This is a genomic window from Chitinophaga sp. YR573 (genome assembly GCF_900110995.1).
Classification (GTDB): domain Bacteria; phylum Bacteroidota; class Bacteroidia; order Chitinophagales; family Chitinophagaceae; genus Chitinophaga.
On sequence record NZ_FOJF01000001.1, the window covers coordinates 1,701,486 to 1,716,501 of the forward strand.

General features: G+C 39.8%; 10 protein-coding genes. 5 read left to right on the forward strand and 5 right to left on the reverse strand.

Translation table 11 applies throughout. The features are described 5' to 3' along the window. Window positions 1-58: 58 nt before the first annotated feature. Window positions 59-2,344 carry an outer membrane beta-barrel protein gene (locus BMW86_RS07180; RefSeq protein ID WP_177189180.1) on the forward strand — a complete coding sequence of 762 codons (2,286 nt, stop codon included), beginning with the start codon at window positions 59-61 and terminating at the stop codon, window positions 2,342-2,344. Window positions 2,345-2,928: 584 nt separating this feature from the next. Next, the gene (locus tag BMW86_RS07190; RefSeq protein WP_089780361.1) at window positions 2,929-3,792 is read left to right on the forward strand and encodes a hypothetical protein; all 864 of its coding nucleotides are present in this window, start codon (window positions 2,929-2,931) and stop codon (window positions 3,790-3,792) included. Here BMW86_RS07190 and BMW86_RS07195 read toward each other — a convergent pair whose 3' ends face one another. The 4 genes from BMW86_RS07195 to BMW86_RS07205 form a co-directional block, all read right to left on the reverse strand. Beyond that, window positions 3,793-6,369 (reverse strand): S9 family peptidase, encoded by a 2,577-nt coding sequence (locus BMW86_RS07195; RefSeq protein ID WP_089780363.1) that lies wholly within the window; start codon window positions 6,367-6,369, stop codon window positions 3,793-3,795. It lies immediately after the preceding gene. Between the two features lie 57 nt (window positions 6,370-6,426). Then, on the reverse strand, window positions 6,427-6,666 hold the full coding sequence (locus tag BMW86_RS32460; protein ID WP_143056513.1) for a hypothetical protein: 240 nt from the start codon (window positions 6,664-6,666) through the stop codon (window positions 6,427-6,429). 528 nt (window positions 6,667-7,194) lie between these two features. Further along, a complete protein-coding gene (locus BMW86_RS07200; RefSeq protein WP_089780364.1) occupies window positions 7,195-8,826 on the reverse strand; it encodes a M28 family metallopeptidase in 1,632 nt (543 codons plus the stop codon). A gap of 374 nt (window positions 8,827-9,200) precedes the next feature. Then, window positions 9,201-10,418, reverse strand: a complete 1,218-nt coding sequence (locus BMW86_RS07205; RefSeq protein WP_089780366.1) for a PepSY-associated TM helix domain-containing protein — start codon at window positions 10,416-10,418, stop codon at window positions 9,201-9,203. A 247-nt stretch (window positions 10,419-10,665) separates the two neighbouring features. On the opposite strand from BMW86_RS07205, the gene BMW86_RS07210 reads away from it, so the two are divergent. Next, window positions 10,666-11,667: a helix-turn-helix domain-containing protein gene (locus BMW86_RS07210; RefSeq protein ID WP_089780369.1), complete on the forward strand. Its 1,002-nt coding sequence runs from the start codon at window positions 10,666-10,668 to the stop codon at window positions 11,665-11,667. A gap of 157 nt (window positions 11,668-11,824) precedes the next feature. Continuing rightward, entirely contained in the window at window positions 11,825-13,606 is a 1,782-nt protein-coding gene (locus BMW86_RS07215) for a glycoside hydrolase family 2 protein (protein ID WP_089780372.1), read from the forward strand. Here the strand turns inward: BMW86_RS07215 and BMW86_RS07220 are convergent. Then, complete coding sequence (locus tag BMW86_RS07220; protein ID WP_177189181.1) at window positions 13,583-14,077, reverse strand: TlpA family protein disulfide reductase; 495 nt, start codon at window positions 14,075-14,077, stop codon at window positions 13,583-13,585. The genes BMW86_RS07215 and BMW86_RS07220 overlap by 24 nt on opposite strands. 135 nt (window positions 14,078-14,212) lie before the next feature. On the opposite strand from BMW86_RS07220, the gene BMW86_RS07225 reads away from it, so the two are divergent. Next, window positions 14,213-14,992: a hypothetical protein gene (locus tag BMW86_RS07225; protein ID WP_089780376.1), complete on the forward strand. Its 780-nt coding sequence runs from the start codon at window positions 14,213-14,215 to the stop codon at window positions 14,990-14,992. Window positions 14,993-15,016 lie beyond the last annotated feature (24 nt).

The window sequence follows — 15,016 nt, forward strand, 5'->3', positions numbered from 1 at the left end:
ATTCCATTGCATACAGTTCATGTTTAGCATAAAAAGGATATTTTTTTCCCTATCTCTTTTGTTTAGTCTGTATGATGCATCGGGCCAAACCACTAACCCTATCCTCTTAAAGGAAGTAATTGTAAAAGGTAAATACCCGCCGATAGTTATAAAAGAAGATACACTTGAGTATAGGGCAGATGAGTATCACCTGATGAGGAATAGTTCGGCAGAGGACCTTTTAAGACGTTTGCCGGGCATAGAAATCGATATGGATGGGAATATCACCTTTATGGGAAAGAGGATCCGTAAGGTGCGGATTAATGGCAAAGATGTGTTTATAAATGATATTAAAAGTCTGACTCGCCTGTTCCCTGCAGACATGATTGAAAAAATACAACTGATAGATGATTATGGTATTATGGCCCGGGTTATCGGCAGAAAAACAGGAGAGCCGGAACAGGTTATCAATATACAAACGGTTATGAATAAAATACTTCAAGGGAAAGGAATTGCCGGTGCGGGTAATAATGGCAGATATAATGCGGCCGTAATGGCCAATTATTTTAATGATCAGCAACAGTTATTAATAAATGGGACCAGTAATAATATAAATACCCTAACGGGGAATAACACCAATACTAATGGCAACATTAATTATCAACATACAATAAGTAAAGCATTATCTGTAAATTCCGGTATATCCTCCGGGCATACTACCAATGAGCTGCTGTCTCACAGTTTTATTAATAATATAACGTCCGAAGGTCTCCTTCATGTAGATAATAGCAGCAATAACAATAGTAATAATAACAACCATAGTTTTACCGGTGAAGCAAATTATATTCCGAACCCCACGACGTTCATCAACGTTATGATAAATACTACACTGAATAATACTGCCAGTGGCAGTCAGTTTACCGCAATACAAAGTGGTCTTCAACGTAAAGATCAGCTAACCGTCAATAATATCAGCAGCCACGAGCCAACATGGTCTGGCAATTTATCAGCTTCTCACCGCTTTAACAAATCAGGCAGGATTGTATCGTTTAACTTTTCCGTTATTAAAATTAATAATGACAATAAACAGAATAGCTATGACAGCCTACGATATTACAATAATGATACCGCTATAGGTGATTCTCTATTACACCAGTCTTTATATAAAAAGAATCACAATCTTATAACCAAACCGGAAATATCTTTTGTACAACCATTAAATACGGTTTCCAGTCTTGAGCTAAAATATGGTGTTACTTCTACCATAATAAAGAACGAACAGGAAATACAATGGGGTGAAAAATATATTGATTCTCTCAGTAGTAAATACAAGTATACCAGGCTACAACATCAGGTATCGTTCAACTACCAGAGAAAAAAGGGCAAGTTCGATTATACATTAGGCGCGTTATTTCAACCATCCATTCTCCAGACGGGGATAACACGTACACAGCGTATAGCACCCCTGGTACCGATTGTTAATATGCAATATAAATTACCAAAATCAGCCATCACATTTATTTATTCAGGCGAGAGCATCTTCCCTAGCTACCAGCAATTACAATCTGTACCAGACCTTAGCAACAACCAGTTCCCTATTATAGGCAATCCGGATTTACAGTCATCACTTACTCACTCAATCCTATTGAGCTATCGTGCAGTAAAAACGAGTACGCTACTGCTACTCTTTGCAGCCAGTTATACAAAGGATAAAATTGTAACGAATAGCTTGTTGGTAAAGGATAGTTTCAATACCGTAAAGCAGGAAACACATTTCTTGAATACCAATGGTGATTATTTTTTCCGTTTCCTTTATAGTTGGTCCAGACGATTTAATAACGGGAAATACAATCTATTATTCAATGGGAATAATACTTACAACAATAGTATATTATATATGAATAATGTACGAAGAACGACACATAACCTGGCAAGTACGCTGTCCGCGAAAGCCTCTATTACTCGGGATTGGCTTGAAATAACCGGAGTAGTGAATTATACCTACAACCGGAATGTGTACATCCTTTCGGAGAATAATATTACTAATCTTGGCACATGGGTATTCGGTTTAAATGGCAAAGTCAATTTCGCCAAAACACTTATACTGGCAGCAGATGTAAGTAAACAAATGAATACCGGATATGCTATTGGAACGAACCCCTTACTATTAAATGCTTCCATTGAAAAACTACTTTTTAAAAATAAATTAACGGTTCGCCTCCAAGGCAGTAACCTGTTAAATGAAGCCGCGCTGTTATCACAATCTATTTCAGGCAATGCGATTACCCAAAAGCAGGATAATCTGGCAGAACGATATTTTATACTAACTATCCAATATGATCTAAGGAAAACATTTAAAAAATAAATTCTATGCAGGTAAATTTCATCCGGGATAATAAATATATTTCTCTAGCCCTTATCACTATGATATTACAGTTTATATTGCTTAAATTTTTCTTTCCTTTCCCGAGCTTTACATATGATTCTTATCATTATCTAGAAAATGCAGATACAAATACCTATTCAAATATATGGCCGGTTGGATATTCCAATTTTTTACGATTTATCAGTGCATTTACACATTCAGATGTTATATTGATCTTTTGTCAATGGCTCTTTTATCATATTGCTGCCCTATATTTCTTTTTTACTATTATTAATTTAACATCCTGTAGCAGATGGGTAAAATATGGCATATTTTGCTTCCTGTTTCTAAACCCTATATTCCTGTATTTAAGCAATTTCATTTTAAGCGATCTTTTTTTTATCAGTTTGAGTTTAATATGGATATCACAACTTTTCAGAATAATATACCATCCAACAACGAAGATTTTGTTGTGGCATGCAGCAGTACTCCTGTTCATAATTACAGTTAGATATCAGGCAATATTTTATCCTCTCATTAGCCTGACTGTTTTCACTTATTGTCACTTATCCCACAAAAAAAAGATGATTGGATGGCTGATGATTGTGCTATTTACAAGTGGCCTTATTTTGCTTACAGTCCATCAAAATGGGAGAACATTAGGGGTTAACCAGCTGTCGGCTTTTGGTGATTGGCAATTAACCAATAATGCGATGCTTATGTATGAGAAAATACCGGAAAAAGAACGAAAGTCTGATAGCGTACCAAAAAAATTTGCAGCGCTACACAAAGTCGTTACACATTATATTGACACGTTACAACTTTTATCCGTACGGCACGATGGGTTAAATGGGTATTACTCAAATGACTATTATTCCCCTCTGCATTTATATGGAAGAACCCTGAACAAAACAAACTATTATCTTTCTTCCAAGCAAATGGTTGCTTTGGCCCCTCTGTACAGAGAGTATGGATTATATCTTATAAAAAAATACCCAACTGATTATTTGCATTATTATGTAAAGCCTAATCTCTCTTATTATTTATTACCTCCGGATGATATCTTACGTTTTTATAATAATGGTCAGGATACTATACAACCGCTTGCCAAAAAATGGTTCTCATATAAAACTAATAAAGTAAGTACTTACCTAAAAAGAAAAGATTATGAACCTTTTCGTATTTCAACTATACTGGTACCTGTAACTACTATGGTTTTTTTAGTAGCTAATTTTTTCTATTTCATAAGCGGGGCATATAAAATGGAGACCAAACAATTTCATATGGTCTTATCATTTATGTACTTATACTGGATTCTCAATCTGTTTTTCAGTGTGTTAGCGGCCCCTATCATATTCAGATATCAGCTATTCAATATGATCTTATGTTTCAGCTTTTCAATATTATTAGCCGGCTCCCTGTTAAAAAAGGATAATTCTACCAGTTAGTTATGGTATTGCTCCTGATGTATCGGGCTCAAGGCCGGTATCAATCCCTTTTTTTGAAGCCGGTATTCCTTTTGTCATCCATCTTGCAGGAGGAGCTCCTTTTAGATAATGATTAAAAAACTGTGTAAGGCGGATCGTATAATCTGTTGCATCTTTAAGAAAGAAAATTCCATGTCCATCATCATCATATTGTAACATCCAGGCCTTTTTCCCAAGACGACGCAGCGCAGTAAAAAGCTCTATTCCCTGAGAAAAAGGCACATTACTATCTTTTTTATTATGCATGATCAACAGAGGGGTTGTGACATTGTTTATGTCAAAAATGGGAGAATTGCTGATGTATGATGTTGGCTGATCCCATAATGTGGCTTTCATCCGGAATTGTCTTACTTCGTAGAGTGGTTGCCTGCTTTGGCCTGACTGAAACAGATCTCCATAATCGCTTATGAGATCCGAGGGGCCAGCCGAAGACATTGCAGCTGCAAACAGGTGAGTATGGGTTATAATATAATTGGTTTCATATCCGCCCCAGCTGTGCCCCTGTAATCCCATCCTTGTGGTATCCACCCAGGGGAACTTACTTAAATATCCGGCAGCTGACATTACAGCGTCAAAAGCACTTGGACCAGGACTACCTGTTTTATAATAAATATCAGGGATAAATACCAGATAGCCCTGACTTACAGCCAAAGGAATATTAAGAGGACCATAAACGCCTGTAAAGGATGGAACACGGTATTTATTTAACTCATCTGACATTCTTTCATAGAAATGAAAAATAACAGGGTATTGTTTAGCAGCGTCAAAATTTTCGGGTTTATATAATAACCCTTGTACTGGCCGGTTATCCGGCCCCACCCAATTGAGTAGTTCCACATTCAACCAGTTATATGCTTTTTCAGGGTAGATATTACTTAGTGGGGTAAAAGTCTTGAAATCAATAGTTAAAAAACAATTGGAGGATTCTGTAGCGCTCTCTCGTTTTACCAGGTATATTGCACTATTCCGGGCTTTAATGGAGGATAACTCGCAAAGGAAATTGTTACCTGGTAAGTCATAATAATAGGGGCCCATCGTCAATCGTACCGGATCCCCCCGTTGGCTGACTTTTTTTTTGTAAAAGCCACTTTCTTTAGTTTGCCGGTTGAATGCCATTAATATCAGTTCTTCATTCAATGCAATTGTTTTACCAGTATAATTATCAGCGAGGCGAAGAATTATATTATGCCGCCGGCCATAACCATTGGTGAGGTTAACAGGGTGCAGCTTCCCGGAAGGATCGAGTCTCCATATATCATACTGATCATAAACCAGGACCGCTGCATCATTTTCCAGCCAGGCTACGACCTCAAATCCACGGGGTCTTTGATCCATGTATAAATCGAATGTACTATCAATTAAAGGAACAGAGATAGCGGCAGTAATATTACGACTTTCACCTGTTGCCAATTCATAGCTATAAAGGTCATTTCCGGTAGTGTCCATATCTACCAGGTATTTTCCTCCCGTTGATTCCGAGAAAACTGACATCCGGATATTTGTCGGTTTCCTTTCTCCATTATTTACAGACATGATATAATAAGAAGGTTTTACTGATGAATTCCAATGGTCTTCTTCAATATTACCTTTACTATGACTAATCCATGCTATATCATCTGTTCTTATTAGCACCACTTCATCTTCCTGTTCCAACCGGATTATCTGATGATCCTTCAATCGTATTACAGCCGCAAAGCTTCTGGGCCATAACTCTTCTACTAATTGCTGTGACTGTAAGCGGGGATCTTTATAACTCCATACATCCACTTTTACAGCATCTGGCCGAGGACCCTGAGGGATGTTTTCTTTCAGGCTAAAAAACAGTTTACTTCCATCCTTGCTGAAGGCAGATATTCCATCTACCTGTCCATTTATCAATGCAACAGCTTTACCTGTTTCTGTCTGATAATACCACAATGTATCTCCTATAGTGAAGGCAATTTGCGTTCCACAGGGATCCTGTACAAGATTACCAGGTTTCACCCCATTATAGATTATGGCTTTATTTCCTGTGAGCAGGTCGATTCTTTCCAGATTTTCAGCTCTTTGTAATAGCAGGATATTACCATCATCACTTAACTCGTAAGTTACAGCTCCTGTAAAAACATGTTGTTTTCCAGTTAGCAGATTACGAATAACCAAATCTTTTTCGGATAAATAAGCGATGATTTGTTTTTGTTTAAAAAGCCTGTAAGCCTTTACATAAGGAACATATTCTGTTGTAGAATCAACTAGTGAAACTATTCCCAGGCTATCTGACTTATTCAGAAAGAGAACGATTGTCCCATTTGCCTCAATCATTTCAGAAGATAATATTCCCGGTAGTGTTGTTTGCTGATTAGTATGAGTAGATCGAATTACTAAAGTCCCACTTCCTTTTAACTGGTAACGGATTGTATACATAATGTACTTGCCATCGCCAGAGAGAGCCACCCTTTTTATCAGCGGCCAATTATTCAATATACCTGTATCAAGTGTTTTCTTTTGGCAGAAACAGCTGTTCACATATAACAGCATCAGGAGGAAGATATATTTCATAAATGCGTATAAAAAATAACATCAACGGACTGTTTAATGCCTGTTGATGTTACCTTATTAATTGCTTGCAGCTACGCGACGTAATAGTGTACATGCTGTAGTATTGGGTTTAGATGTACAACGGAGAACGACTCCCATCGTATTCGTTGTATAGGTCCCTATGCAAAGTGCATCTTTGGGAGCGGTTATACTGGTGCAGAAAAGGGCTTCACTTTGTTTGTATATTTTAAATGCAATTACACCGCCAATAACAACAAGTACGCTGAAAATTATCAATAGCGTTTTTGCATATTTCATAGTGAAGAGGCTTAGTGTTTTATATTATCTTCATTTACATATTCATTATAACACGTAAATGTATAGTACATACCGTACTATTGACATCAGTTGTACAATTCATTACTACACCTGAGGGGCTTTGACTATATAATGGGTTGCAGGGAGTTGTTAATGGGAGTGTATTACACCAAAGAGTCCCATTCATCCGGACTGAATTATATGCCACTGCACCAGTGACAAATGCAACCATGCACAAAATGGTCAACATAATTTTTCTTGTTTTCATAATAAAGGGGCCTTTTAATTCAAAAAGCTAAACTTTAGATTGTTACTGTCTACCTTTAGCGGTCTACCCACAGAAGGTTGCAGACATTTACCGCCTGTGGAGAATCTATAAATCCTTTAGCTGAAGCTTCCTTTTCTATCAAAACTAATGCGTGTCATCGAAAAAAGGGTTAAGAGATGACAGAGAGATATTGGAGATAGGAGAAATATTTAGGTATTACGAATAAAAAAGGCGAATGAAGTACATTCGCCTTTTTTATTTTATTTTCTTTTATTCTTAAATTCTGATCCCTGCTTCCAGCCGGGGAATTTACTTTCACTTCCCAGTGTCACTCCCACATCAAACAGTAAACGAACATCTTCCACCATTCCGGAGAATTCCCAGGTGCTGTCCAGCTGATCTGCAGGTGAGTGATAACGTTCGCGGCCATAATTGGTGGCATGAGTGGGTGCCCAGGCAGTATCATGGAAAACAGAGATATTACCACTGCCAGGATACAATGCAGGTACACCTACTTTGGCAAAGTTGAAATGATCTGAACGGAAAAACCAGCCATTAGAAGGGTTTGTTTCCGGTACAACAATACGCCCTTGCTTCTTAGCTGCTACAGCAGCGTAATCGTCCATGTCAGACTGACCCAGACCAATAATAGTAATATCCTTTGTACGTCCGAAGAAGTTCAGCACATCCATATTGATATCCACTACGGTAGAATCCAGTGGATACACCGGATGTGAAGCATAGTATTCTGAGCCTAATAAGCCCTGTTCTTCGCCTGTAAGTGCAATGAACAGTATAGAGCGGCGGGGGCGCTGTTTCAGCTTGCTAAAGCCGGTTGCAAGCTGTAATAAAGCAGCAGAACCAGAAGCATTGTCGGCCGCTCCGTTATAAATAGAATCTCCTTTAATGGCCTCTCCTACACCCAGGTGATCCCAGTGTGCTGAATAGATGATGTACTCATTTTTAAGGTCGGTACCCGGCCATTTGGCTATTACGTTATGAGAAGTGGATTTTTTAATTTTATTGGTGATGACCATTGATGTTGTCACGTTTAATGGTACCGCTTTAAAGCCACGTTTCTTTGCCTCATTCATTAAAGAGTCTGATACTCCTGCCAGTTTGAACAACTTCTGTGCGGATTCCCTGGAAATCCAGCCTTCCATTGCAGCGCGTGACATATTATCATTAGGCGTTTGTAAATCCAGGCGTGGTTTGGACCAGCCACTACGGACTACAGACCAGCCGTAACTGGCGGGTCCCATGTCATGAATAATAATGATACCAGTGGCTCCCTGACGGGCTGCTTCTTCAAATTTATATGTCCAGCGGCCATAGTAGGTCATGGTTTTGCCTTTGAAAAGTGCTGCATCATAGAAACCGGGATCATTGACCATTACGATTACTGTTTTGCCTTTTACATCCAGCCCTTCGTAATCGTTCCAATTGTATTCAGGGGCTACGATACCGAAGCCGGCAAATACCACCTCAGAATTACTGATGGTCACTTTTTCCTGTACTCTGCGGGTAGCTATTACATATTCATCCAGATAAGGTAAACTAAGACTACCGTTTTTGCCTTTGAACACTAACGGGCCATCGGGTTTGGAAGTCAATTCTACCATAGGCACTTCCTGGAAGTAACTGTTGCCATTACCTGGCTCCAGCCCTATTTCCTTAAAGCGTTGTTCCATATAATTGATAGCCTTCTCTTCACCAATGGTGAATGGCTTACGGCCCTGGAATTCGTCAGAGGCCAGTTTGCCGATGTCTTTTACAAATCCGGCGGAGTCTATAGCTTTAATGGCAGTAGAGTCGTTGTTGGCATCATTGCCACCAGTACCGTTACAGGCAGCTAAGGCTGCGAGGCACATGACAAGGTATAATGATTTCATTGAGAGATAGTTTGGACTAAGATAAAGCTAAATGTTTAATCTGCTTAGTAGGATAGGCTCAGTTTGAATGTTATGACTGTGTAGATTGCCAGATGTTATTGATAAATACACTGCATCTGACTGTTTAGTTCTCTGATTTAGCTTTGGAATATGGGTGCAGGATTTGTTTTTCAATTTAACTTCACCTAATATTCACGTCAGATAAGGTCTATTTATCAATAACATCTGGCACGAAGATTATGTAATCATACTGAGGCACTACCTGGTTAGATATTATCTGACGTAGTCAAAGTGCGCGGTTAATATGCTTCAGGTATGAAGGAGACATGACGCAGACATGAAGGAGCTATGCATCAGGTATGCATTAGCTCTTATTATACAGTAGCTTCTGCTACTATCTTCTTGTCTGTTTTAGCTTTCTTCTTCCCCTTATTCAACCATACCAGCAAGCCTGTCACCGGTAAACTTGCACAGATCAGGCTAATGATAAAGGCCAGGATCTTTCCGGCTATTCCGCCGATAGCGCCTACATGAATATCGTAGTTCATATTGCTCAGCTTCTCTCCTGCATTCCGGTCTTTAGCTGTAATACGACCCAGCATTTTACCGGAATGTTTATCAAACTGAAAATCATCCCGGTTATAGTAAGTCTCCTTGCTATAATAACCTGACATATATAAAGGAGCCGTTGCATCCGGAGCCACCGCACTGGCGCTGAAACGTTGTGCATCCGGCATTTCCTTTAGCAACCAGGCGTATGCGATGTCCATTCCGTTAGTGGAAGCGACATGTAAGGTATCTGATTTGAAGTCTGCGTGTTGAGGAGGAGTAGTTGTACGGGCTGCCACTACATATACGGCAGCTTCAAACCATCTAAAGGCCCATACCATGCCGGTGAAGGCTATTACTAATGCGAGTAACATACTGTAGAACCCAAGTACGTTATGCAGATCATAATTAACCCGTTTGAACTTCGCAGACCATTTGATCTTAAAGCTCTGCTCCCTGCTGGCTTTTGTCCATTTTTTAGGCCACCAGAGGATTAGTCCGGTAATGAGCAAGATCACAAAGATGAGGGTACTCCAGCCTACAATCCCTTCTCCTACAGGGCCATTTAATAATAAACTCCAGTGGATATATTTTACAACAACAAAGAAGTCGTGTTTATAATCGTGGATGCCGGTGATGGCTCCTGTATAAGGATTTACAAATACACTTCCATAATAATCTACGGAACCGAACCAGGTAATAGCCTTTTCATTACCAGCCTTATATACCATAAATTCCCAGGCCCTGTCGGGTTCCCTGTAGAAGGTCATATAATTGATGCTCTTGTCTTTACCAATGGCAGCCTGTGCTTTTTCCTGCAATACACTTGGCGGGAGTACCGGAGTAGATTGAGGGGTTACAAAAAGCAGATCCTTGTAGATCATCTCAGAAATCTCTTTCTGGAATACGAATAAACATCCGGTAATACTAACTATAAGGACTATCAGTCCGGATGCAAGTCCGAGCCAGAGATGTAACCAGGCATTTAATCTTTTCAGCCAGGATTTGCCTTTTTTTCCTGGTGGCTGATTCTGCTTCCTCATTCATTACAATTTGAATCCACGCTTCCCTTGTGGTTTCACAAACAAGTAATTGATAATAAAGCAATTACCAAAATACGCATAGGTTTGAGCTGGCAAATGTCTGCTTTTGTCCAAAAACAAACCAGACGAATCAGGAAAATTATTTACGCAAAACGAAATAATCAATATTGTTAAAATGCTCCTAAAAGTCAACTAATCAGTGATATGGCAATGGTACTGCAGTACTTCTATTTAATTTGGTATACAGATGACCCTACCATTGTCAATTACAACCCTCAATGGGCATGCTATACTTTTCGCGCCCGGTTTGCCCCTCGCCTTCACCAGCTTCCTGCTGCAAGGCGCTACACCATATTATGCGCACGGTGATAGCTTTGGCCATCTTATTTATCAGCAGATCACCAGTGAAAGATATACCGCCTGGGTAAGTCATTATATCATTACGAATCCCGCTGATTTCAGGGTTACTGCCAATGTAAGCGATCTGCTGATGCATTATACGGTGAATGGTACCATGTACTATTTGCTTGAAGATAAGGAAAGTGTCACCAGCGATAATCAGTTGAATATTGTGATTGCAGATAATCTGCATCATGTAATAAGGTTTAAGTCGCCGGGAATTTATATCGCGGTCAACGTACATCTTCCTATTGCTGAACTGGAAGAATATACCAACAGTTTTCCTGTTGTGAGTCCCTTCCTCGAAAAAATAGAGAATGGTGACGCTGTTACATTACTGGAACAAAGTATGGTTGCTCCTGAACGCCTGCGGAATATTATCAACGATATTATGGAACGCCAGCTTCCCAGTATCGCCAGTGAAAAATACAGAGAACAAAAGACAGGAGAACTCATTATTGAATCACTCGATATGCTTTCACGTTACCTCACAGACAATAATGGCCTCAATGCGGCCGATCACGAAAAAGGAGAACGCACAGAGATACATCTGCTGCAACATCTGCAGGCATCTTCTCCTCCTACATTAAAACAACTGGCCAAATTTGCCGGTACAAATGAAAAGAAACTGGAAGATATTTTCCGGTACAGGCATGGACTGACAGTATATGACTTCTTCCAGAATGCCAGGATGAAAATCATTTACCGGAAACTAACTGAAACATATACTCCTTTACAGGACCTGGCAGAAGAATTCGGATACACGGATTATTCCAGCTTCTCCTATGCGGTAAAGAAACGATTTTCATCCAGTCCAAGAGAATTGAGAAAAAAAAGCAAATTAGTATGAAAAGATATTCTCTGTCTCCAAAGTTTTTTCTCTTAACCCTAGGTGATTTTAATCGTCTGTAATCGAACTTTAAAGCGCGACTATAAAAAACATTTAATGGTATATTGAGGAAAAATAACGTCCTGATTTTCTAATCGGGACATCATTTTTATAACCCATGAAGCACCTGATCTTTGTTCTCCTGCTCATTCCCATTTATACAAAGGCAAATACCATTACTTCCGGCTGGCGCATGCAGCCAATACCAGTGCAAACCCGCTGGGCTAAACAGGTAGACCCGGGCAATGTACTGCCCGAATATCCCCGTCCGCAAATGGTACGTAACAACTGGCAAAACCTGAACGGACTATGGAAATATGCTGTTACAGACTGGGATGCACCTCTTCCTGCGGTGTTTGATGGTGAAATACTTGTACCCTTTCCCATTGAATCTGCTTTGTCCGGAGTCAAACAAGCTTTTTACCCTATGCAACGGTTATGGTATAAACGGAGCATCACAAAACCTGATACGAAGAATGGTCAGCGCGTACTGTTACATTTTGGCGCGGTAGACTGGAAAGCGACTGTTTATCTGAACGGAAAACTCATTGGTTCACATCTGGGCGGTTATCAGCATTTCTCTTTTGATATTACCGCATCATTGAAGGATGGTGAAAATGAGCTGGTGGTAAGTGTGTTCGATCCTACTAATATTGGCAGTAATCCTCATGGCAAACAAACATTACGTCCCAGGAATATTCTCTATACTGCCTGTAGTGGCATATGGCAGACCGTGTGGATGGAAACAGTACCGTCTACCTATATCAGTACATTGTATATGACACCCGATATTGATGCCAACTGTTTAGAGCTGTATGTATTCACCGCAGGAACTTCAAAAGATTATACCGTAGAAGCGGTAGCTACTACTTCCAACAATACTGTTTCTACTATTACCGGTGCCCCGGGAGCTTTACTGGAATTACCGGTAGAGAACCCTCATTTATGGAGCCCCGATGATCCTTTTTTATATAATCTCTCTGTAAGATTATTATATAAAGGTAAGGTGGTCGATACCGTGTACAGCTATTTTGGTATGCGGAAAATCTCAGTAAAAAATGAAAGATTATATCTTAATAATAAATACCTGTTTCATCTGGGAGTGCTGGACCAGGGCTACTGGCCGGAAGGCTTATATACAGCGCCAACAGACAGCGCTATGATATTTGATATACAAACGATCAAAGACATGGGATTTAATACTATCCGGAAACATGTGAAAGTAGAACCTGATCGCTGGTATTATTATGCAGATAAATTAGGTGTATTGGTATGGCAGGATATGATTACCTGCGCCAGTTATTCTGCTTTTTCAGCAGCTGAATTTGAATCGGAGAATGAGGATAATATATTGCAGTTGCATAACTTTCCATCTATTGTAATGTGGGTACTTTTTAATGAGGGATGGGGAAGATATGATCAGAAAAGACTGACTGAATATGTAAAAGAAGTGGATCCTTCCCGACTGGTGAACGGGCATTCAGGGGCGAATCTTGATGAAGATGGCCCTCCTTTATTAAAGGATATGTGGATCAGCAGTGATATTACAGATATACATCGTTATCCGGGGCCGGGGCTGGCACCTACTTTACCCGGTAAGGCCAGTGTACTGGGAGAATGGGGTGGTGTACGCGTCATCACTCCCGGTCATCAGTGGAATGCTTCCAAAGGCTGGGGATACCTGGATGTTCCGGCAACGGAGTTTGCCAGTCAGTATGCATATATGATCCGTAAGTTATGCCGTTATCAAAAAGACGGACTCTCAGGGTCTATCTATACCCAACCTTATGATGTTGAATCCGAGGAGAACGGGTTAATGACTTACGACCGGAAAGTGATGAAAATTCCTGTGGCAGTATTAAAAAAGATCAATGCATCAGTTGTCGAGGTTATTCAATAGATCGCGGGTAGGCACCTTCCCAGAAAACGTTTCCTGCAATTTCTTATCTCCGTTATACAGTGCCATGAAAGGAACTCCTCTTACTTTAAAAGAATCAATAAAGAAATTTTTATAATCCAGATTCATAGTAATGTTAGGATATTTATCCAGCTTAAACTCTTTGATATAGTCTTTTACTTCTGAATAGGGAGAGTTGGTCACCATATAAATATGGGTATCTTTAAATTTATTGATGTCTTTAATGATATCTTCCAACTGCGAACGACAGTAAGGACAATAAGTAGCAAAATAAAAGAATACTGCCGGCTTTCCGGTAGGAATATTCTCTGTACTTAAATAGGTAGTACTGTCACTGAGCAACAAACTAAACGCTGGCATTTTAGTACCCACCCGTTCTCCGGTTGTAGTACGTTCTTTAGCAAAACAGCCAGACAAACCAATCATTAATATCAATACGGTTAACAACTTCATACTGGGGAAATTTACGTCTGTAAAATTAGACCTACTACACATGGCAGCACTTAGGAGATAGCGAATTATTTATTCGCTATCTCCTAACAATTATATTCCGTCTTTAGGCTACTTTATCTTACCCAAAATATAGCCATGAAAATCTTACTCTGTTGCCTGTTACCCCTGATAGTTTCTGCACATTTTGGTGCAGTGAACTGGCAAACTACCGTCGTGGCCGATACTGCCAACCCGGATAATCAATATGCCGCATTGCTGGCGCAATATAAACAGGGTAAAAAAGATCCTGCATTCATCCGTAGCCTGGCACAGATGGCGGTAAGGGTGAATGATAAAGAGAATGCTTCAAGGCTCAGTGGAGAGTTTATTAAAACGGTACCTGATCTCTATACCCCTGCAAATCTTCAATTCATCAGTCAGTTTACCAACAGTGTAATCGACCCGGGATTCCAGTTCTTTCTTAAGAACAGGACGCGGATTGATGCCGTATTAGGACAAAATCAGGCGGAACTAAAGGTGATGAGCATTATTTTCCAGGACGAGATCATGCCTTTCATCGCCAGTCAGGATAATACCCCCAACTGGACCATGTTCGAAAAACATATTATCACGTTATACGGCGATCCGGGGGAGGAAATCTATCTGAAAGCCAGGGCTTTATATAGCCTGAATAATAACGACTGGAATAATTTTTCCGCAGCCATTGATCCTTATATTATGAAGTATGGCGAAAAGGTATCTCCCAATGTGCTGAATCTTTTCGGGGTATTTATGAGTGCAAATGCGGAGCGACTCTATAAGCTGGGAAAGACAAAGGAAGCCATTGAATGGGAAGAGAAAGCACTGGTGCTGGTCGTTGAAAAAAATAAACCGGCCATAAAAGTTGCACTGGAAGAAATGAAAACAGAAAAATAAGTGTGTGGATGTTACTTTTTTAAA

Bases quoted from the DNA above. Each gene is read 5' to 3' on its own strand.
- BMW86_RS07190 (WP_089780361.1), top strand. From the start codon at position 2,929: ATGATTGGATGGCTGATGATTGTGCTATTTACAAGTGGCCTTATTTTG.
- BMW86_RS07215 (WP_089780372.1), top strand. From the start codon at position 11,825: ATGAAGCACCTGATCTTTGTTCTCCTGCTCATTCCCATTTATACAAAG.
- BMW86_RS07210 (WP_089780369.1), top strand. From the start codon at position 10,666: ATGACCCTACCATTGTCAATTACAACCCTCAATGGGCATGCTATACTT.
- BMW86_RS07205 (WP_089780366.1), bottom strand. From the start codon at position 10,418: ATGAGGAAGCAGAATCAGCCACCAGGAAAAAAAGGCAAATCCTGGCTG.
- BMW86_RS32460 (WP_143056513.1), bottom strand. From the start codon at position 6,666: ATGAAATATGCAAAAACGCTATTGATAATTTTCAGCGTACTTGTTGTT.
- BMW86_RS07220 (WP_177189181.1), bottom strand. From the start codon at position 14,077: ATGAAGTTGTTAACCGTATTGATATTAATGATTGGTTTGTCTGGCTGT.
- BMW86_RS07225 (WP_089780376.1), top strand. From the start codon at position 14,213: ATGAAAATCTTACTCTGTTGCCTGTTACCCCTGATAGTTTCTGCACAT.
- BMW86_RS07200 (WP_089780364.1), bottom strand. From the start codon at position 8,826: ATGAAATCATTATACCTTGTCATGTGCCTCGCAGCCTTAGCTGCCTGT.
- BMW86_RS07195 (WP_089780363.1), bottom strand. From the start codon at position 6,369: ATGAAATATATCTTCCTCCTGATGCTGTTATATGTGAACAGCTGTTTC.